Source organism: Bartonella sp. AA126HLJHH, from assembly GCF_042197425.1.
Classification (GTDB): Bacteria; Pseudomonadota; Alphaproteobacteria; order Rhizobiales; family Rhizobiaceae; genus Bartonella.
The window spans coordinates 51,746-73,392 of sequence record NZ_JBHIRU010000006.1; the positions used below are offsets into that span (position 1 = coordinate 51,746).

General features: G+C 41.5%; 16 protein-coding genes. All 16 read left to right on the forward strand.

Annotated features, from left to right (window positions below; all coding sequences use genetic code 11):
• Positions 1-16: 16 nt before the first annotated feature.
• The 16 genes from ACFIQC_RS04530 (at position 17) to ligA (ending at position 21,451) form a co-directional block, all read left to right on the forward strand.
• Positions 17-1,468: a UDP-N-acetylmuramoyl-L-alanyl-D-glutamate--2,6-diaminopimelate ligase gene (locus tag ACFIQC_RS04530; RefSeq protein ID WP_375640836.1), complete on the forward strand. Its 1,452-nt coding sequence runs from the start codon at positions 17-19 to the stop codon at positions 1,466-1,468.
• Positions 1,465-2,886: a UDP-N-acetylmuramoylalanyl-D-glutamyl-2,6-diaminopimelate--D-alanyl-D-alanine ligase gene (locus ACFIQC_RS04535; RefSeq protein ID WP_375706792.1), complete on the forward strand. Its 1,422-nt coding sequence runs from the start codon at positions 1,465-1,467 to the stop codon at positions 2,884-2,886. Before ACFIQC_RS04530 ends, ACFIQC_RS04535 begins: the two co-directional genes overlap by 4 nt.
• Positions 2,887-2,908: 22 nt before the next feature.
• Positions 2,909-3,979: a phospho-N-acetylmuramoyl-pentapeptide-transferase gene (gene mraY, locus ACFIQC_RS04540; RefSeq protein WP_375628822.1), complete on the forward strand. Its 1,071-nt coding sequence runs from the start codon at positions 2,909-2,911 to the stop codon at positions 3,977-3,979.
• A 4-nt stretch (positions 3,980-3,983) separates the two neighbouring features.
• Positions 3,984-5,378: a UDP-N-acetylmuramoyl-L-alanine--D-glutamate ligase gene (murD, locus tag ACFIQC_RS04545; protein ID WP_375640839.1), complete on the forward strand. Its 1,395-nt coding sequence runs from the start codon at positions 3,984-3,986 to the stop codon at positions 5,376-5,378.
• A 143-nt stretch (positions 5,379-5,521) separates the two neighbouring features.
• Positions 5,522-6,676: an FtsW/RodA/SpoVE family cell cycle protein gene (locus ACFIQC_RS04550; protein ID WP_375706793.1), complete on the forward strand. Its 1,155-nt coding sequence runs from the start codon at positions 5,522-5,524 to the stop codon at positions 6,674-6,676.
• Entirely contained in the window at positions 6,669-7,805 is a 1,137-nt protein-coding gene (gene murG / locus ACFIQC_RS04555; RefSeq protein ID WP_375706794.1) for an undecaprenyldiphospho-muramoylpentapeptide beta-N-acetylglucosaminyltransferase, read from the forward strand. The genes ACFIQC_RS04550 and murG overlap by 8 nt, the downstream gene beginning before the upstream one ends.
• Positions 7,789-9,216, forward strand: a complete 1,428-nt coding sequence (gene murC / locus ACFIQC_RS04560) for a UDP-N-acetylmuramate--L-alanine ligase (protein ID WP_375621368.1) — start codon at positions 7,789-7,791, stop codon at positions 9,214-9,216. The genes murG and murC overlap by 17 nt, the downstream gene beginning before the upstream one ends.
• Complete coding sequence (gene murB, locus ACFIQC_RS04565; RefSeq protein WP_375640841.1) at positions 9,194-10,171, forward strand: UDP-N-acetylmuramate dehydrogenase; 978 nt, start codon at positions 9,194-9,196, stop codon at positions 10,169-10,171. The genes murC and murB overlap by 23 nt, the downstream gene beginning before the upstream one ends.
• Positions 10,172-10,408: 237 nt before the next feature.
• Complete coding sequence (locus ACFIQC_RS04570; RefSeq protein WP_375611998.1) at positions 10,409-11,329, forward strand: D-alanine--D-alanine ligase; 921 nt, start codon at positions 10,409-10,411, stop codon at positions 11,327-11,329.
• Positions 11,317-12,228 carry a cell division protein FtsQ/DivIB gene (locus ACFIQC_RS04575; RefSeq protein WP_375613371.1) on the forward strand — a complete coding sequence of 304 codons (912 nt, stop codon included), beginning with the start codon at positions 11,317-11,319 and terminating at the stop codon, positions 12,226-12,228. Before ACFIQC_RS04570 ends, ACFIQC_RS04575 begins: the two co-directional genes overlap by 13 nt.
• The gene (gene ftsA, locus ACFIQC_RS04580) at positions 12,225-13,526 is read left to right on the forward strand and encodes a cell division protein FtsA (protein WP_375613372.1); all 1,302 of its coding nucleotides are present in this window, start codon (positions 12,225-12,227) and stop codon (positions 13,524-13,526) included. The genes ACFIQC_RS04575 and ftsA overlap by 4 nt, the downstream gene beginning before the upstream one ends.
• 63 nt (positions 13,527-13,589) lie before the next feature.
• Positions 13,590-15,362, forward strand: coding sequence for a cell division protein FtsZ (gene ftsZ, locus ACFIQC_RS04585; RefSeq protein ID WP_375621364.1), 1,773 nt, complete (start codon positions 13,590-13,592; stop codon positions 15,360-15,362).
• A gap of 213 nt (positions 15,363-15,575) precedes the next feature.
• Positions 15,576-16,460, forward strand: coding sequence for a UDP-3-O-acyl-N-acetylglucosamine deacetylase (lpxC, locus tag ACFIQC_RS04590; protein WP_375613373.1), 885 nt, complete (start codon positions 15,576-15,578; stop codon positions 16,458-16,460).
• A 158-nt stretch (positions 16,461-16,618) separates the two neighbouring features.
• Positions 16,619-17,512: an outer membrane protein assembly factor BamD gene (locus ACFIQC_RS04595; RefSeq protein ID WP_375613374.1), complete on the forward strand. Its 894-nt coding sequence runs from the start codon at positions 16,619-16,621 to the stop codon at positions 17,510-17,512.
• A 6-nt stretch (positions 17,513-17,518) separates the two neighbouring features.
• The gene (recN, locus tag ACFIQC_RS04600) at positions 17,519-19,180 is read left to right on the forward strand and encodes a DNA repair protein RecN (RefSeq protein ID WP_375629951.1); all 1,662 of its coding nucleotides are present in this window, start codon (positions 17,519-17,521) and stop codon (positions 19,178-19,180) included.
• Between the two features lie 111 nt (positions 19,181-19,291).
• Positions 19,292-21,451 (forward strand): NAD-dependent DNA ligase LigA, encoded by a 2,160-nt coding sequence (gene ligA, locus ACFIQC_RS04605; protein WP_375706795.1) that lies wholly within the window; start codon positions 19,292-19,294, stop codon positions 21,449-21,451.
• Positions 21,452-21,647 lie beyond the last annotated feature (196 nt).

Sequence of the window (21,647 nt, forward strand, 5' to 3'; positions counted from 1 at the left end):
ATAAAGGTGCGTTATCATGTTGTTGGGAACAGTTTTTACAGAATGTGTTGAAGATGAAAGTCTTTCTTCAATAGAAATAACAGGAATAAGTGTGGATTCTCGGCAAGTTTTGCCGGGCTATGTTTTTGTTGCTGTTCAAGGGAAAAAAAGTGATGGAAGACACTATATAGATGACGCGATAAAGCGTGGCGCACGAGCAATCGTTACAGACTGTCATGCTGTTCTTGAGGATTTATCTGTTCCCATTTTACGTGTTTCTAATGTTCGTCATAGTTTAGCGTTGGCAGCTGCACGTTTTTACGGTTCTCAGCCTGAAACGGTTGTTGCTGTGACTGGTACAAGTGGTAAAACATCTGTTGTCTCTTTTCTTCGGCAAATTTGGACTTATGCTGGATTTTGTGCTGCTAGTATAGGAACTGTTGGTGTTGTTTCTCCTAAACGGAATGTTTATGGTTCTCTCACAACACCTGATCCGGTCGTCTTGCACCGTCTTCTTTATGAAATTTCTTATGAAGGTGTGACTCATGCAGCTCTTGAAGCTTCTTCGCATGGGCTTGACCAAGGACGACTTGATGGAGTCCGTTTAACGGCTGGTGCCTTTACCAATTTAGGGCGAGATCACATGGATTATCACACGGGGGTAGAGGATTATTTGCGGGCTAAAATGAGGTTGTTTGATACACTTTTGCCTGTATCTGCTCCTGCTTTGATTTTTGCTGATGATGTTTATTCACAAAAGGTTATTGATGTTGTTACACAAGCGCGCCGCCGTGTCTTGACAATTGGTCGTAAGGGGCAATTTATCACGATTAATCGTGTCGAACATCAACGCTCAAAACAGTGTATTGAGTGTCGTGTGGAAAACAATATTTATACATTTGTTTTGCCTTTAGCTGGAGATTTTCAGGTCGCCAATGCGCTTATGGCAGCGGGGTTAGCAATTGCAACGGGCGTTTCACCTCGTAAGGTTTTTTCTGCGCTTGAAACTTTGCAGGGGGCACCTGGGCGGTTAGAGTTTGTGGGAAAGACAGAAAATAATGCGCTTGTTTACATTGATTATGCCCATAAACCAGAAGCTTTGGAGCAGGTTTTGCTTTCTGTTCGTCCCTTTACGCAAGGGCGCTTGATCGTTGTTTTTGGTTGTGGAGGAGATCGTGATCAAGGGAAAAGACCTTTGATGGGAAAAATTGCGGCGGATAAAGCGGACATTGTTATTGTAACGGATGATAATCCTCGCACAGAAATGCCAGAAAAAATACGCAAGGATATTTTACAGGCGGTGCCAACAGCAATAGAGATAGCAGATCGTGGAGAGGCTATTTCTTACGCGGTGGAGCTTTTGAAAGTTGGTGATACATTAATCATTGCTGGAAAAGGTCATGAGGATGGCCAAATTATAGGGCAGACAACTTATCCTTTTTCAGATCGTCTGAAAGCGATAGAAGCTTTAGAGGACCGAAAAAAATGACAGCTTTATGGGATAAGCAAGCACTTGTTGCTGCAGTTAATGGTGTTGTAATGGGAAGCCTGCCAGAAACTTTTTCTGGGGTTTCCATTGATAGCCGTACTCTTGCGGAAGGGGATGTTTTTTTCTGCATTAAAGGGCATCATCTTGATGGTCATGATTTTGCTGCGCAAGCTTATGAACGAGGTGCAGGCGTTCTTATCGTTGCGGAACACCGTTTGAGGGATATGAAAAAGATATCGGCTCCACTCATTGTCGTTCCTGATGTTTTGAAAGCCTTAGAACAACTTGCACAAGCTGCACGCAAACGTTCAAGAGCTAAGATTATCGCGATAACAGGATCGGTGGGAAAAACAACGACAAAAGAAGCTTTGAAACAAGCACTTGCAACGGCTGGGAATGTTCATGCGAATCTCGCTTCTTTAAACAATTGCTGGGGGGTTCCACTCACTTTAGCGCGGATGCCTATGGAGAGTGATTATGGTATCTTTGAAATTGGCATGAATCACAGAGATGAAATTCGCCCTCTGGTCAAACTGGTTTGTCCGCATATTGCTCTCATTACGCATATTTGTGCAGGACATATGGGTTTTTTCAAGGATCTTGAAGAAATAGCAAAGGCAAAAGCTGAAATTTTTGAAGGATTGGATGAGGAAGGCATTGCCATTTTAAATGCGGATAGTGATTTTTTTTCTTATCTCGTTCAAAAAGCAAAGCAATGCGGTGTGAAAAAGATCTTAAGCTTTGGTGAGAGTGAAAATGCTGATTATCAGGCGCGGGATATATGTCTTTTAACCGATAATTCTTCTATGATGGTGCGTATTGGAGGACAGGATAGGAAGGTCAAAATTGGTGCTCCTGGACGCCATATTGTGCAAAATAGTGTAGGGGTTATTGCGGTTTGTGATGCCTTTGGAGTTGATTTGGATTCTGTTGTGCTTTCTTTGAGCCATTTTTCTTCTCAAAAGGGGCGGGGTATTCGTTATCGGTTGTCTTTATCGAATGGGGGTGAATTTTATCTCATTGATGAAAGCTATAATGCTAATCCTGCTTCTATGCGTGCTGCACTTGAGCTTCTTGCTACAGGACCTGTAGGGAAAGGGGGGCGGCGAATTGCTATTTTAGGAGATATGCTAGAGTTAGGGGAGTATAGTGAAAAGCTTCATCGTGATTTAATAAAACCAATACGTCTTTCTGGTGCTAATCCGGTTTTTCTATTTGGTGAGGCGATGAAATCTTTAGTCAGTGATTTGTCTGCTGGTGTTAAGGTTCATTATGCTGAAAATATTGAGAAAATTTTATCGCTTCTTTTAGCAGAAATTTCTTCTGGGGATCTGCTTATGGTTAAATCATCCAATAGCCTTTGTTCATCAAATATTGTGACTGCATTGTTTGATCGCTATAAAGCGGTTTCTTCATAGTTTTAAGAGGTTTTTTTGTTCCATGATGCTATTTTTTTCTTCGTTTAGTGATTGGCTTCCAGGTGTGAATGTATTTCGTTATATTACTTTTCGCACGATAGCGGCTATGCTTACTTCGGGGCTTATCGTCTTTTTGTTTGGACCTAGCATCATTGCTTCTCTTAAATTGCGGCAGGGTAAGGGGCAACCGATTCGTGCTGATGGTCCTCAAACACATTTTAAAAAGGCTGGAACACCTACAATGGGTGGATTGATGATTTTAACCGGCATTGTGGTATCGGCATTTTTATGGGGTAATTTATCGAATATTTACTTTTGGGTATCGCTATTGGTTATGCTTTCTTTTGGGGGAATTGGATTTTATGACGATTATCTTAAGGTCACAAAACAAACAGACAAAGGATTTTCTGGGAAAGCACGATTAAGCTTGGAGTTTTTTGTTGCGGCAATTGCTGCTTTTGCCATCTTGAAAGTTGGCTCATCTGGATTAGCTTTGCCTTTTTTAAAAGATTATCTTATCAATTTGGGCTGGTTTTTTATTCCTTTTTCTGCTTTCGTCATTGTTGCGACAGGTAATGCGGTTAATTTAACGGATGGACTCGATGGGCTTGCTATTGTTCCTGTGATGGTTGCAGCTTTATCTTTTGCTCTGATTGCTTATCTTTCTGGTAATATGAATTTTGCTGATTATCTCCAAATCCATTATGTATCGGGAACAGGTGAATTGGCTGTTTTATTGGGAGCTGTTGTTGGGGCAGGGCTTGGTTTTTTATGGTTTAATGCACCACCTGCAGCTATTTTTATGGGAGATACTGGATCGTTGGCTCTTGGAGGACTCTTAGGGACTGTTGCGGTTGCTACGAAGCACGAAATTGTTTTGGTTCTTATTGGTGGGCTTTTTGTTGTGGAAGCTTTTTCGGTCGTTATTCAGGTTGGTTATTTCAAATTAACAAGAAAACGCGTGTTTCTTATGGCACCAATACATCATCATTTTGAGAAAAAAGGCTGGACTGAAAGCCAAGTCGTGATACGCTTTTGGATTATTTCGATTGTTCTCGCTCTCATAGGTCTTTCAACACTTAAATTGCGGTGAGATTTTGATTTCTGTTGCGTGTTATAAAGGTCAAAAAGTTGCTCTCTTTGGATTAGGGACGTCGGGATTGGCGGCGGCACAAGCATTGATGTGCGGTGGCGCAGAAGTGGTGGCGTGGGATGATAGTCCTTCAAGCGTGCAAATGGCTTTTCAGCACAATATTCCAACACGAGATCTCCGTTATGAAGATTGGTCAGAATTTGTTGCATTGATTGTAGCTCCTGGAGTTCCTGTAAATTATCCTCAACCCCATTGGGTTGTTGAAAAAGCACGAAAAAAAAATATAGAAATTATCGGTGATATTGAATTATTTGTTCGTGCGCGCCATGATTTTTTACAGCTTTATGGTTTGTGTGACCAAGATGTTCCTTTCATTGCGATTACGGGGACGAATGGCAAGTCAACCACAACGGCTTTACTTGCGCATTTGTTGGAAAAAATGGGCTATGATGTGCAGGTGGGGGGAAATATCGGAAAGGCAATATTGACCCTTAAACCGTTTGTTAAAAAACGTATCTATGTGATTGAATGTTCATCATTTCAAATTGATCTTACTCCCTCTCTTCAGCCGACCATTGGACTTTTATTGAATTTAACACCTGATCATATTGATCGACATGGGAGTTTTGCCTGTTATGTGCAAACCAAAAGGCATCTGATTGCTCAGGCTTCTCAGGCTTTCATTTCAGTTGATGATGCAGCTTGTCGGGTTTTATATCAACAGTTACTTCATGATGGGAAGCAAATTGAGGCAGTTTCCAAGGATCATTTTGTTGAAAATGGTTTTTATGCAGATGGGACCAAGCTCTTTTCTGTTCGTCAAGGACAGCGTCATATGCTTGCAGATCTTGCTCCTATGGCGGTGTTACGTGGGAGTCATAATGCGCAAAATGCCCTTATGGCATTAGCAACATTGCAGGCTTTAAAAATAACTGATCCTTCTGTGAACAAGCATTTGGCAAGTTATAAAGGGTTGGATCATCGTATGCAGCAGGTGCGTAAAATGGGGGCGGTTTTGTTTATCAATGACAGCAAGGCTACTAATGCAGATGCAACAGCTCCTGCGCTTTCCACCTTTAATGATATTTTTTGGATTGTTGGGGGACAGGCAAAAAAGGGAGGAATAGAGTCTCTTAGAGAATTTTTTCCTAAAATTCGTAAAGCCTATTTAATTGGGAGCGCGGCGGAAGAATTTGCTCGCACTATTGGATCTGCTTTTCCCTTTTCTATGAGCTTAACTTTGAAAAATGCGGTGTGTGAAGCAGCTGTTGACGCAATGGATTTTCAGGCAAAAGAGGTGACGGTTCTTTTGTCACCTGCTTGTGCAAGTTATGACCAATTTAAAAATTATGAAATGCGAGGCGAAGCATTTGTCTCTTTTGTGATGCAGTTACAATAAAAAAGCATCAGTTATAAAAAAATATTTTTGCGTTAAGACTCCAGAATCTTTTTTTGTGTAATTTAGTTTTTAAAGTGTTTGTTAAACAGGCTGGGGAACCATATCACTTTGAGATAATTTATAAAATGGATAAGGTGGATACCATGGTGACGCGTGCAGATAGAGATCCAATTGCTAATTGGTGGTGGACGATTGATCGCTCTATCTTTGCAGCTTGTTTAATTTTAATGGGAATTGGCATTATGCTGTCTTTTGCTGCCAGCCCTATTATTGCAAAAAAAATCGGAATTGCTGATAGTTTTTATTTTGTTCGGTGGCATATCATTTTTAGCATTTCAGCATTTTTTACGATGGTTACCATTTCCTTTTTTTCGCTTTCTAATATTCGTCGTTTATGTGCTCTTTTGCTCATTGTAACGCTTGCTCTTATGGTTGCAACCTTATTTTGGGGTCCAGAATTAAAGGGAGCACGGAGGTGGATTCTACTATTTGGTTTTTCTGTACAGGCGTCAGAGTTTATGAAGCCAGCTTTTGTGGTTATGTCCGCTTGGCTTTTTTCGGAACAGATACGCAAGAGGGGCATTCTGGGTTATACGTTAGCGATTCTACTTTATGCCATTTGTTGTGTGCTTCTGGTTTTGCAGCCTGATATTGGACAAACAGTTTTAATAAGTGCAACATGGGGGGGGCTGTTTTTTATTGCTGGTGTCCCTCTTACTATTATTTTTCTCTTTCTCATTTTAGGCGTTGTAGGAATTATTTTAGCTTATTTTTTTCTGCATCATGTGCGCGAGCGGATCAATGGTTTTTTGACAGGTGAAGGAGATACTTTTCAAGTGGATGTGGGACGTGAGGCTATTTTGAATGGTGGTTGGTTTGGGCAAGGTCCTGGGGAGGGCACAGTAAAACGTATCATTCCTGATAGCCATACAGATTTTGTATTTTCCGTTGCTGCTGAAGAATATGGTATTATTCTTTGTGTATTAATTATGATGCTGTTTGGCTTTATTGTTATGCGTTCATTGTATATAGCCATGAATACACGTGATTCCTTTATACGTCTTGGTATTACTGGCATAGCAATGATGATTGGCTTTCAATCAGCTATTAATATGGCCGTTAATCTTCACTTAATTCCTCCAAAAGGTATGACATTGCCTTTTATTTCTTATGGTGGTTCTTCGATGGTGGCGATTGCGTTTTCAATGGGCATTTTGCTTAGTTTAACACGTCGTTGGCCAGAAGCGCGCCTTTCAGCTTTTTCTTCCTCTTCTGTCTTGGATACCCCTTATGAATGATAAAAAAGTTATTATTTTGGTGGCTGGTGGTACAGGTGGACATCTTTTTCCTGCTGAAGCCCTTTCTGTTGAATTAAGGCAGCGTGGATATGATGTTCATTTAATAACAGATGAAAGAGCACGCTCTTTTGTTCGGTGTTTTGATGAAGAGCATATTCATATCGTTTCATCGGCAACATTTACACGACGCCATCCTTTTGCTCTGATAAAGACGTTTTGGTCTTTGCTAAGGGGTATGGGGCAATCGTTGGCGTTGTTTTATAAATTACGTCCTGTTCTTGTTGGAGGATTTGGGGGGTATCCGAGCTTTCCTCCTCTTTTTATTGCGGCTTTAACGAGGCGTGTGACATTTATTCATGAACAAAATGCTGTTATGGGGCGTGCCAATCGGATGTTGGCAATTTTTGTGCGTGCAATCGCTGGTGGTTTGTTGTCACCAAATGGCGCTTATGCTCATAAAATACTTTTGACGGGGAATCCTGTCCGTGAGGCTGTGTTGAAGGCGGCCAAAATTCCTTATCATTCTTCAGAGGGAGAAAAGCCATTTAATTTTTTGATTTTTGGAGGTAGCCAAGGGGCTTCTGCTTTTTCACATATTGTTCCAGAAGCTATTGCTTTATTTGATGATAAGAACCGTAAACGTTTACGAATTGTACAGCAAGTCCGCGGTGAAGCAGGAAGGTTGATCAAAATCTATCGTGATATAGGGGTACAAGCAGAAGTTGCTCCTTTCTTTGATGATATGGCTGAACGTATGGCACATGCTCATTTTATTTTGTCGCGCGCTGGGGCTTCGTCCGTTTGTGAGATAGCGGTGATTGGTAGACCTGCTCTGCTTGTTCCCTATCCCCATGCTTTAGATCATGATCAGGCTGCCAATGCAGCTTTGCTTGCTCGTGTGGGGGGAGCGCAAATTATATCAGAAAAAGATTTAAATGCACAAAAGCTTTCTTCTCTTTTAATGCACGCTTGTTGTGCGCCCCATTTATTGGAAAAACAAGCGCTTGCTGCAAAAAAAGTTGGACAACCTCATGCAACCCGTCGCCTTGCTGATATGGCTGAATCCTTAATTGCAGGGCGATTGTTGTCAGATATAAAAGAGGAGCTTTTTAATGAAAATGCCACTTGATATAGGCGTTATCCATTTTATCGGAATCGGGGGGATCGGTATGAGTGGAATTGCGGAGGTTTTTTATAATCTTGGCTATAAAGTTCAAGGGTCAGATCAAGTTGAAAGTGCAAATGTTGAACGTTTGCGGAAAAAAGGAATTAACGTTCATATAGGTCATTGTGCTGAAAACTTAGGGAATGCAGAGGTTGTTGTTTTTTCTACTGCCGTTAAAAAAACAAATCCTGAGTATATTGCTGCAAAGGAAAGACATTTGCCGCTTGTCAGACGTGCAGAAATGCTGGCGGAGCTGATGCGGTTTCGGCGTGCAATTGCGGTGGGTGGTACACATGGTAAAACAACAACCACATCAATGGTCGCAGCCCTTCTTGATGCTGGTCATTTTGATCCAGTGGTGATTAATGGCGGTATTATTAATGCTTATGGTACGAATTCTCGTACAGGAGATGGCGATTGGATGATTGTTGAAGCTGATGAAAGTGATGGTACATTTTTAAAGCTGCCTGCTGATATTGCTGTTATTACTAATATTGACGCTGAGCATTTGGATCATTATGGAAGTTTTGATGCTGTGCGTGAGGCTTTTCGGCAATTCATAGAAAATGTTCCTTTTTATGGTTTTGCTGTTTTGTGTCTTGATCATCCAGAGGTTCAGTCATTGGCGGGCCGTATTGATGATCGTTGGGTGATCACTTATGGTGCAAATCCACAAGCGGATGTTCGTTTTCTTAATCTTTCGATGGATGGTCAAAAAACGCATTTTGATGTTCTTGTTCGCTCACGCAAAACAGGAAGAAAGATTGAGTTGAAAAATTTGCTTTTGCCCATGGCAGGGCAGCATAATGTTGCCAATGCAACGGCGGCGATTGCTATTGCACATGAACTTGGTATTTCAAATGAAGCTATAAAAAGGGGCTTAGCAGAATTTGGCGGAGTAAAACGGCGTTTTACGCGAACAGGAAGTTGGCGTGGCATTGAAATATTTGATGATTATGGACATCATCCTGTTGAAATAAAGGCAGTTTTGCGTGCTGCACGTGAGAGTGCAAAAGGGCGTGTTATTGCGATTGCACAACCCCATCGGTATTCGCGTTTGTATCATTTATTTGATGATTTTGCTGCTTGTTTTAATGATGCAGATACAGTGTTGATTACGCCCGTTTATGCGGCTGGTGAAGAGCCTATTGTAGGATTTGGTTCTCAAGAATTGGTAGAGCATATTAAAATGGCGGGTCATCGTGATGTGCGCTTGATACATGGTTTGGAAGATGTTGTGTCTCTTGTCTCAAAATTTGCTCAGGCAGAGGATTATGTTGTTTTTCTTGGTGCTGGCAATATCACACAATGGGCTTGTGCGTTGCCTCATCAGTTAGCGGTATTGGATGGTCATGATAAATTTTCAGCACATTGATGGTGAGGCGCTATTGGCGCAATTGCAACCACTGTTGGGTGGCGTGAGAGGAAAGCTTACACCTAATGTTGAGATGCGTAAGGTAACGTGGTTTCGCACGGGCGGGTTGGCAGAGCTTTTTTATCAGCCTGTTGATGAAGAAGATTTGGCTCTCTTTCTTCAAAATTTGCCTGAATTTGTTCCTGTAACAATTGTCGGTATTGGTTCTAATCTTCTGGTGCGTGATGGGGGGGTTCCTGGTGTTGTGATTCGTCTTTCGCCAAAAAAATTTGGGCAAGTGAAACAAGTTTCTCCAAAAGGCTTTTTAGTTGGTGCTGGTACGGCGGATAAACATTTAGCTGCTGCCGCTTTAGAAGCTGAGATTGCAGGTTTTCATTTTTATCATGGTATTCCTGGAGGTCTTGGGGGAGCTCTCAAAATGAATGCGGGTGCGAATGGTGTTGAAACCGCAGCGCGTGTTGTCGAGGTCTATGCGCTGGATCGTAAAGGGCAACGTCATATCTTGAGTGTGAAAGATATGCATTATTCCTATCGCCATTGTGATATTCCTAAAGATTTTATTTTTACGGCTGCTTTATTAGAAGGAAAACTCGGCAATAAAGATGATATTCGTGCTGCTATGGATGAAGTTGCCCTCCACAGAGAAACAGTGCAACCTATTCGCGAAAAAACAGGGGGATCAACTTTCAAAAATCCTGAGAATACATCCGCGTGGCGCGTGATTGATGAAGCAGGGTGTCGTGGTTTACAGATTGGTGGCGCTCAAATGAGTGAAATGCACTGTAATTTTATGATTAATACAGGGCAAGCAACAGGATATGATCTTGAAGCATTGGGAGAAACAGTGCGTGCGCGTGTTTTTGCAAATTCAGCCCACCTTTTACAATGGGAAATAGAGCGTATTGGTCAATTTGAGCGTGGTCGAAGTGTTTCTCCTTTTGATCCATTTCATTGATTTATTGTTCACTAAAAAGTGAAAATAAAAAATTGAGTCATTTCAAAGAGATAATAAAAAATTTCTATTAAGAATCAATAAATTAACAAAGAATCTCTTGCATCAGGCTTTTGAGTCTGATTCATTATGCAAAATGCTAGGTTATTGATTCGCAAGGATAAACTTTGTTTTTCCTGTATGTAGTGCTGATGTGTTCTATATAGACTACATATAGTATGCGAAAGAGGGTGATTTATTATGAAAGATAAACATATAGCTGTGTTAATGGGAGGTTTTTCTTCTGAACGGTCTATAAGTTTATCTTCAGGGGCGGCGTGTGCTGATGTTTTAGAGGTGCAGGGGTATCGCGTGAGCCGCGTGGATGTTGATGCTCATATTGCTTCTGTTCTTGAACAGTTGCAGCCCGATATTGCCTTCAATGCATTGCATGGTCCATTTGGTGAAGATGGTCGGATTCAGGGGATTCTTGAATATTTAAAAATTCCTTATACTCATTCTGGCGTGATGGCATCTGCTTTGGCAATGGATAAGGGACGTGCAAAAATTATCGTTGCAAATGTTGGGGTTTGTGTTGCTCCTTCTCGTATCATGAGCCGCTTTGCTTTGGGCCGAACGCATCCCATGGAGCCTCCTTATGTAATTAAACCTGTGTGTGAAGGATCAAGTTTTGGTGTTGTCATTGTTCAAGGAAATGAAGCTGCACCGCCGCATAATATTGGGGGAGCTGAGTGGGGGTATGCCGATGAGGTGATGATTGAAAAATATATTCCTGGTCGTGAATTGACTTGTGCTGTTTTGGGGAACGAAGTGCTGGATGTGTGTGAAATTCTTCCCGATAAACACTTTCCATTCTACGATTATGACTCAAAATATAAAACGGGTGGTTCTCTTCACATTTGTCCTGCACAACTTTCACTAAATATTTACCAAAGTGTGCAAAGAATGTCTTTAGCAGCCCATCAGGCGATAGGGTGTCGAGGTGTTAGCCGTTCTGATTTTCGTTTTGATGAAAAAACGGGAGAATTGGTTTGGCTTGAAATTAATACGCAACCAGGTATGACCTCGACGTCTCTTCTTCCTGATATTGCAAAAGCGAGCGGCCGTACTTACGGCGATATTGTTCAATGGATGGTGGAGGACGCATCATGTATGCGTTGAATGTTAATAAAACAAATGTTCCGATGGAGGTGCTTTCAGTGCCGGCTTTGCCACGTCTTTATCGTCGTTTTCTTCGGTTTATGTTTGAGTTTGTTTTTGTCAATATTCATATTCCACGCCATTTCGGCTCTTTTGCTGTTGTGTGGTTTTTCTTTGTTACGGCTTTTTATGGACTTTCATCAAGTGGTCAGATGGCTGTGGTCGTAAATACGATCATATTGGATAGTAGTTTTGTGGTCACTCATGTCGATATAAGCGGTAATAAGCGCTTGGCAAAGCAGGATATTTTTAAAATTTTAAAACTTGATGTTGCGCCTTCTATATTCACTTTTGATGTTGAAAGAGCGCGTTCTCTGTTGGAAAAACAGGCTTGGGTGCAATCGGCTAATGTTCAGAAAATTTATCCCAATAGAATGCGCATTTCCATCGTGGAGCGTGAACCCTATGCCATTTGGCAACATGATGGCATAATGGATATTGTTGATAATACAGGTCGTGTCATTGTGCCTTTTAAAGGAGAAATTGTTCGGGATTTACCTCTTGTGGTTGGGCAGGGTGCACAAAATGCTGCTAAAGTGTTTATTCAAGCGCTGTCAGTCTATCCGGAAGTATATGATCGTATTCGTGCTTTTGTGCGGGTAGGTGATCGACGTTGGGATCTTGTTTTGAATAATGGAATGCGCGTTATGTTGCCTGAAAATGGTGCTCTTGAAAGGCTTTCTTCTCTTTTTTCGTCCGGTACAATGCAAGATCTTTTATCTCGCGATATTCTCAGTGTTGATTTACGTCTTGCTGATCGAATTACTGTTTCTTTATCAGATGAAACGTTGGAGCGTTATCATACTACTGTAGCAGAAGAAGAACGTATTTTAAAAGCGCGAAAGGCAGGAAGCCTATGATGCTACTCAGATCACATCATTTGAAGGGGCGTAAAACACGTTTTTTAACGGTACTTGATGTCGGTTCAAGTAAGATTGTTTGTCTTATTGCTTGTTTGCGTCCTTTGAAGCATGCACACTATTTACATGGTCGTACACATTCTACGGAAATTCTAGGCTTTGGAGTGCAGCGTTCACGTGGTATTAAATCCGGTGTTGTCATGGATATGTTTGCAGCAGAACAATCAATAAGATTGGCTGTTGATGCGGCAGAAAAAATGGCGGGTTTGGTGGTGGATTCAGTGATTGTGAATTTTTCCTCAAGTCGATTACAAAGTGCTTTGATTAATGGAAAGGTTCATTTGAATGGTCGTGAAGTCACTAAGCGTGATATGCGTATGGCCTTTTCAGATGTTTCGCGTAAAGCCTTTGATGCTGAACGTCATGTTATGCACTCAGTTCCAGTTTCTTATGTATTGGATGGAGATAAAGGAATTTTTGATCCTATTGGCATGGCAGGGGAAACATTTGGTGTCGACGTGCATGTGGTAACAGCAGAAACAGCCTCTTTGCGTAATTTGGAAACTTGTATTAATCGTGCACATTTGAGTGTTGAAGCAATGGTTGCTACTCCCTTTGCAAGTGGTCTTGCTGTCTTGATGAATGATGAGGCGCGTTTAGGGGCTGCATGTATTGATTTTGGTGGTGGAACAACAACATTTTCAGTGTTTTTTGAGGGGAAATTTATTCATGCAGATGCTCTTGCTGTTGGGGGGCATCATGTCACTCTTGATGTTGCGCGCGGATTTTCTATGTCTTTAACAGAGGCGGAACGTTTAAAAGTTGTTTATGGTTCAGCACTTTTAACAAGTGCTGATGAGCGGCAAATGATTAATGTAGCAGAAATTGGGAGTGAACAGCGTGAAACTCAATATCCTCGCGCGGTTCTTGGGCGTATCATTCGTGCGCGTGTTGAAGAAATTTTAGAAATGGTCCGTGATTGTTTAAATCGTTCTGGTTTTGGTCACATCATTGGTAAACGTGTTATTTTGACTGGGGGAGCAAGCCAGTTAACAGGATTGCCAGAAATGGCACGTACTATATTAGGAAGAAATGTTCGTATCGGGCGGCCTTTAGGTATTTCGAGGCTTCCTTCTCTTGCAAAAGGGGCGGCGTTTACATCTGCTGTTGGGTTGTTAATTTATCCGCAATTGGTGGGTTTTGAAGAAAAAACAATGCAGGCGGCAGGAAATCATTTATCGATGGGCACGCGTGGATATTTTCAGCGTGTTGGTCAGTGGTTGCGTGAGAGTTTTTAGTTAAGTCTAGTTGGATAAATTTCATCGCTTTGGCTTGCGGTGTCTTATGAGAAGGAAAAGAAAATGACGATTAATCTGCATCGGCCAGATATCGCGGAATTGAAGCCACGCATTACCGTTTTTGGTGTTGGAGGTGGTGGCGGGAATGCCGTGAATAATATGATAAATGCTGGTCTTCAGGGAGTTGACTTTGTTGTTGCAAATACGGATGCACAGGCTTTGGCTATGTCAAAGGCTGAACGTGTTATCCAACTTGGGGCAGCTGTGACAGAAGGTTTGGGTGCTGGGGCTTTGCCTGAAGTTGGACAAGCGGCGGCGGAGGAATGTATTGATGAAATTATTGATCATCTTGCAGACTCTCATATGGTTTTCATTACTGCTGGTATGGGGGGAGGAACTGGAACAGGGGCTGCTCCCGTTGTTGCTCGCGCAGCGCGTGAAAAAGGTATTTTGACTGTTGGTGTTGTGACAAAGCCGTTTCAGTTTGAAGGCGCACGTCGTATGAAAACGGCAGAGGCTGGTATTGAAGAATTACAAAAGTCTGTCGATACATTGATTGTTATTCCCAATCAAAATCTTTTCCGTATTGCAAATGATAAGACAACGTTTGCTGATGCTTTTGCTATGGCTGACCAAGTGCTTTATTCTGGTGTTGCTTCCATTACGGATTTGATGATTAAAGAGGGTTTGATTAACCTTGATTTTGCTGATGTTCGTTCTGTTATGCACGAAATGGGTCGAGCCATGATGGGAACGGGTGAGGCATCTGGTGATGGGCGTGCTTTGGCTGCGGCTGAAGCTGCTATTGCAAATCCATTGTTGGATGATACCTCTATGCGTGGGGCGCGTGGTTTATTGATTTCTATTACGGGTGGTCGTGATATGACTCTCTTTGAGGTTGATGAAGCTGCTAATCGTATTCGTGAAGAAGTAGATGCTGATGCGAATGTGATCTTTGGCGCTATTGATGATGAGTCATTGGAAGGTGTTATTCGTGTTTCTGTGGTTGCCACCGGTATTGATCGTGAAGTTAGTGATGTGGTTCAGTCCTCTCATCCTCAGATTCAAAGGCCTGCTTCTTCAATACGCAAGAGCGATCCTGGAACGTCACATAGTTCTTTTCATGTTCAATCATCGCCTCTGCGTTCTGAGTCAATGGTAGAAGTGATCGAATCACTTGAAATAGAGAAGGGTAAATCAACCGGAGAACAGTTCCGTCCCAAAAGTCAAATTTTTGCACAACCTGCAGAAGCAATGACGACACGAAGTGCCACGAATGCTGTTGCGTATGGTTCAAATGCTGTTCAGGAACAGAGATCAAATGTGCCTCGTATGCAAGTAAGCCGTGGTTCTCAACAGGCGATGACGGCTCCTGTGAGTATGGAGGCAACAGCGCATGTTCTTGATGAGATGACAGGGCTTGTGAAGCAAAAAGAAAAGCCAGTGCAACCAAAACAAATGCAACAAATGCAAGCGCGCGCTCCAATGCGTATGCCTGAGTTAAAGGATTTTCCACCTGTTGCTCATGGACAAAGTCAAAGAACATTTGTGACTGATCAAGGTCCTCGTAATCTTTGGCAGCGTTTGAAACAGAGCTTGACACATCGTGAAGAAGCTGAGCCAGAAGCGAGGCTGGAGCCTGCTGTTAGATCGTCTCAGCAGAAAGATTCTCATGTTTACAATAAAAATTCTCAGACGCTTTCTCAAGATGCTTCTGTTTATGTTCCACGTCGTTCTGGTGAGCTGCATCCTCAGGTACCACAAGATCAGCGTACTTTTATAAGTGAAGAAGATCAGTTGGAAATACCAGCATTTTTACGTCGTCAGGCAAATTAATTGATGAAAAATGAGGTAAAGTAAGAAATTTTATTATTTCTTTAATGCTCAGTTAAAAATTATACAGTAAAATATATTACTGTTTTTTGGATAAAATACTTTGTTTTAAAAAGACCGCTTACAATAAGCGGTTTTTTTTATTATTTACTATGAATATTTTTTATAGTTTTATAAATTTTGTTAAAAGATGTACAAGCAATTTAATAAAATGATATGATGAATTTAGTACCAAAATATCAGTCTACTCTTAAAAAAGCAGTAACATTTAAGGGGATTGGCGTTCATAGTGGCTGTTTGTCAGTGGTAAAGGTTTGTCCAGCGGATGTTGGGTGTGGTATTGTTTTTAAGCGTTGTGGATTAGACGGAACAGAGAAAATATTTCAAGCCCATGCATCGCAAACAGGAAAAACTGAATTATCAACAGTACTTGGAGATGGAGATGTAAGGGTTGAAACAATTGAACATTTGATGGCGGCAATTGCTGCTTATAATTTGGATAATCTTGTTATTGAAGTGTCACATAATGAGATTCCTATTTTGGATGGTTCAGCGTGGCTATATTGCCAAGCTTTTGAAGATGTTGGTATTGTACAGCAAAATGCGTTGCGTTCTTATTTCATTATAAAAAAGCCGGTGCGGGTTGAAGGAGCTCATGGTGTTGCAGAGTTTTTGCCATTCGATGGACGTCGTTTTGATATAACGATCTCTTTTCCTTCTTCTGCTATTGGTAAGCAACATTTCAGTTTTGATCTTACCACACGAGGGTTTAGGGATGATTTGTCACGTGCGCGCACTTTTGGTTTTATCAAAGACGTGGAAGAATTAAGGCTTTCTGGAAAGGCGAGAGGCGCTTCTTTGGAAAATTCTCTTGTTATCGACCTTAATGATAAAATTTTAAATCCCGATGGTCCTTATTGGGAGAATGAATGTGTTCGGCACAAGATGCTTGATGCGATTGGTGATACTGCTTTGCTTGGGGCACCTTTTATTGGATTATTTCGTTCTTATTGTAGTGGGCATAGAATTAATGCGCAATTGGTGAAGGCTGTTTTGGCAGACGAATCATATTATGAAAAAAGCTTTTTAGAGAAAAAGTAAAAAAATTGGCAAGATTTTTTTATCGTTTATTTGATTTTTAAGGGGATGATTGACCTAAACTGTTAAATTGGTTATGTGGATTTTAAAGTGATATGGTATAAAACCTTTGATAAATTGTTTTTGCTACAAGGTGATATTCTCTGGAGGCCGGAAAAACTATGAAAAAATCTCATGTGTGCATTGGAAATATGACATATAGAAAATCTAACATTGTACGCAAGATATTGGGGGGGGTACTTTTAGGAAGCACCTGTATGTTAGCGGGATGTCTCTTTAAAGAGAAAAATACCCTTGATCCATCTGCTTATGTTTTGAAAATAGAGCCACCAGATGTTCTCTATAATCAGGCGCTTGCTAGCCTTGAAAGTGGGCGGCTTGGGGATGCATCGAAGAAGTTTTTGAAGATTGAAAAACAGTACGCTTATACAGACTGGGGGCGTAAATCTTTGGTCATGGGTGCTTTTACTAATTATCGACTCGGAAAGTATGATGATTCAATTAGTATGGCTCAACGCTATATTACGCTTTATCCAGGGTCAACTGACTCGGCTTATGCGTACTATATTATTGGTCTTTCTTCTTTCCGTCGGATTCCCGATGTTACGCGTGATCAACGTGATACGAAACGCGCTATTGCTGCTATGCAGCTTCTTATAGAGCGCTATCCAAATTCTGAATATGTCAAGGATGCTAAGGATAAAATCCGTTTTGGGCGCGAACAGCTGGCTGGTAAAGAAATGCAGATCGGCCGTTATTATGAAGAGGGGCGGCGCTACCTTGCGGCAAGTAGACGGTTTCGTACCGTGGTTGAAGAGTATTCCGATACAAATCAAATTGAAGAAGCACTTTTCCGCTTAACGGAAGTTAATTTAGCTCTTGGCTTAACGGCGGAAGCGCAAACAGCAGCAGCTATTTTAGGACGTAATTATCCCAAAAGTGAGTGGTATAAATTTTCTTATAATCTCTTGCAGAAGAATAAAATATCACCACATGAGCATAAATCTTCTTGGATCTCAAATGCTTTAGGTGGTGACAAGAAGAGGGTACGTTGATTCTCTATGTTGGTACAGCTTTCGATTCATAATATTGTTTTGATCGAAACGCTCGATATTCATTTTACAGCGGGGTTGACGGTTTTAACTGGAGAAACGGGTGCGGGGAAGTCTATTCTCCTTGATGCTTTATCACTTGCTTTAGGGGGGCGGGGTGATGCTTCGCTTGTGCGTCATGGTGCTGACCGCGGGCAGGTTACGGCTGTTTTTGATGTGTCTGTTTCACATCCTGCACGTCAACTTATTCGTGAGAATGGTCTTGATGACGAGGGTGATATTATTTTACGGCGGGTACAATCAAGTGATGGACGTAGCCGTGTCTTTATCAATGATCAGGTGTCTAGTGTTGCATTGATGCGAAGTGTTGGCCGTTTGCTGGTTGAAATCCATGGACAACATGATGATCGTGCGCTTGTTGATGTTGCTACACATCGCCAATTATTAGATGCCTTTGGTGGTCTTGAAGATGAAGTGGAAAATTTGCGTCAGTGTTATCACACATGGCGTGAATTTGAGGAGCGTTTGCAACGGCAGCGTCTTAAAGTAGAGAGTGCTGTACGGGAGGTTGATTATCTTCGTGCGTGTGTAGAAGAGCTTGAAAAGCTTGATTTTAAAGTTGGTGAAGAGGAAGCTCTTTCTCTTCGTCGTGCTGATATGCTTAAATTAGAAAAAATAGCGACAGATATTAAAGAAGCGGATGATCTTTTAACGGGTCAAAAATCACCAATCCCAGTGCTTTCTAATTTGGTGAGGCGTTTGGAGCGGAAAATTCCTGAGGCGCAAGAACTTATTGCACCAGTGGTGAAATCTATTGATGAGGCATTGCATGCACTTGCAACAGCACAAGAAGGTATTGAGACGGCAATACGAGCATTAGATTTTGAACCTGATGAATTGGAACGGATAGAAGAGCGTCTTTTTTCTCTTCGGGGTTTTGCTCGTAAATATCAAGTTTCTGCGGATGAATTGATTCAGTTACGCGATAAAATGGACGCAGAACTCGCTGATTTTGAAGAGGCTCAGACTATATTGACATGTTTTGAAGATGAGGCAGAGCAGGCAAAGAAAAATTATGATACATTGGCGCAAGCCTTAACAATAAAGCGTCGGGAGACAGCAAAGCATTTATCTGAAAGTGTTATGGCTGAGTTGCCGGCATTGAAATTAGAGAGGGCTGAATTTATTGTTGAAATGCAAAGTGATATGGAAAAGCGGAGTGCAGAGGGATGTGATCGTATTGAATATTGGGTGCGAACAAATCCTGGAACACGTGCTGGGCCGATGCTTAGTGTGGCTTCTGGCGGTGAATTATCTCGTTTTTTGCTGGCATTAAAAGTTGTTTTATCTGATCGAGGATCAGCACCGACGCTGATTTTTGATGAAATTGATACAGGCGTTGGGGGGGCTGTTGCAGCGGCTATTGGGCATCGGTTGCAACGCTTATCAGAACATGTCCAAGTTTTTGCTATTACGCATGCTCCACAGGTTGCATCGAAAGCGCATGGTCATTTTCTTATTTCAAAAATTGAGAGTCATGATAAAGGACGCTTTGTTACTGCGATTCATAAAATGAAAGAACATGAGCGTGCAGAAGAAATTGCCCGTATGTTGGCTGGAGAACAGATTACTGAAGAAGCGCGTGCAGCGGCTCAAAAGCTTCTAGCATAAAGGTAATTAGTCAGCGATAAAAATACTAGAAAGCTTATATTTATTGAGATTCACTTGATGAGGAGGCGTGGGAGGCCCTTGTGGCAGCGCTTGTAATGTGGAATAGATTTTATGAACAAAGATGCATATAAAAATCTCACAGCTGTTGAAGCAGAACGTGAATTAAAGTGGTTGGCAAAAGAGATTGCACGTCATGATGTGCTTTATAATCGTGATGATCAGCCTGAAATTTCTGATGCAGAATATGATGCTTTACGTCGTCGTAATGCAGAAATTGAAGCTCTTTTTCCAGAGCTTATACGTATTGATTCTCCTTCACATAAAATTGGAGCACCAATTTCTGAAAAGTTTGAAAAATCTGTTCATGCACAGCCTATGCTTTCACTTGATAATGCGTTTAGCTCTGAAGATGTTACTGAATTTATTGAGCGTATTCGTCGTTTTTTACGTCTTCCAGAAACACAAGTGTTGGAAATAACAGCAGAGCCCAAAATTGATGGTTTATCTTTGTCTTTGCGCTACCAAAAGGGGCGGCTTGTGCGTGCGGCAACGCGTGGGGATGGAACTGTCGGTGAAAATGTGACGGCAAATGCCCGAACAATTGCTGATATCCCACAAGTTTTGCAAGGTGATTTTCCTGATATCATTGAGGTGCGTGGTGAAGTTTATATGGGGCGGGAAGATTTCCAAGCACTGAATATCAACCAACAAGAGAAGGGCAAGTTAACCTTTGCCAATCCTCGAAATGCGGCGGCTGGTTCACTCCGTCAGCTTGATTCACGGATAACCGCTAGCAGAAAACTTCAATTTTTTGCTTATGCTTGTGGTGAGGTGAGTGAAATATTGGCAGAAAGTCAAATGGAGATGATGAAAAAGCTAAAAGAATATGGCTTTGTTATCAATCCATTAACAAAAGTCTTTAAGACAGTAAAAGAAATTATTTCGTATTATCACGATATCGAAGAATGCCGTCATTCTTTAAGCTATGATATTGATGGCATTGTTTATAAGGTTAATGATTTGATGCTCCAAAAGCGTTTGGGGTTTGTTTCTCGTTCGCCGCGTTGGGCTATCGCCCATAAATTTCCAGCAGAAAAAGCGATAGCGCTTTTGGAAGATATTGACATTCAAGTTGGTCGCACGGGAGCTTTGACACCTGTTGCACGTCTTACGCCTATTACTGTTGGTGGAGTGGTGGTGACCAATGCTAGTTTGCATAATGAGGATTATATTAAGGGAATTGGTCATAAAGGAGAGCCCATTCGTGAAGGACGTGATATCCGTGTAGGTGATAGCGTGATTGTACAACGTGCTGGTGATGTGATCCCTCAAGTTATTGATGTTATCATTGAAAAACGCCCGAAAGATGCTGCTGTTTTTATTTTTCCTCATTTGTGCCCAGCTTGTGGGAGTCATGCTGTTCGTGAAGTGGGAGAAGCCGTGCGTCGCTGTACAGGAGGGCTTATTTGTCCTGCACAAGCAATTGAACGTATTCGTCATTTTGTTTCACGCAATGCTTTTGATATTGAAGGCTTGGGTAAAAAACAGGTAGAGTTTTTTTTCCATGTTCAAGATGAGACGCTTTGTATTCATACACCAGCCGATATTTTTACTTTACAACGGCGCCAAGAAAAGTCTTTGATACGTTTGGAAAATATGGAAGGTTTTGGTACTGTTTCAGTGCGGAAATTGTATGATGCCATTAATGCGCGCCGAGAAATTCCTTTGAGCCGTTTTTTGTTTGCATTGGGGATTGGTCATGTTGGCGAAGTGAATGCACGCCGCCTTGCACGTGCTTATAAAAATTATACAGCTTTTGAGACTGCGGCTATGGAAGCATTTATGCCATGTGATAAGGAAAATGAAGAAGGAAATGAGGCTTGGATAGAGCTTACCAATATCGAAGGAATTGGACCACAGGTAGGGAGCGCAATTGTTGATTTTTATCAAGAAGAGCATAACCGTGAGATTTTATCTGTTTTGCTTGAAGAAGTAACTCCTCTTGATGAGGAGCCTATCATAGCAGATTCTTCACCAATAGCGGAGAAGATCATTGTTTTTACAGGAACTTTGGCGCATATGTCACGTGATGAAGCAAAAGCATTGGCAGAGCGATTGGGGGCTAAAACATCTGGTTCACTTTCTAAAAAAACAGATCTTCTTGTTGCAGGACCTGGAGCGGGCTCCAAATTGGCTAAAGCTGAGGAATTAGGTGTTGAGGTTATCGATGAAGAGGCTTGGCTACAGCTGATTGAGAAACATAATGTTTAGAGGATGTTTTCTAGAAGATCGTATGCTGTTTGTATGATTATCTCTCTTACATTTTTTGGGGGATGAAATCAAAAAGAGGGATAATAGTGGCTGTTTTTTGCAAAAACAGAGCGCCATATATTTTAATATTTATTACGTTATTTAAAATAATTAACGTTGAGCTTAAATATTAAACTTAAACTATTATGATGAAGAA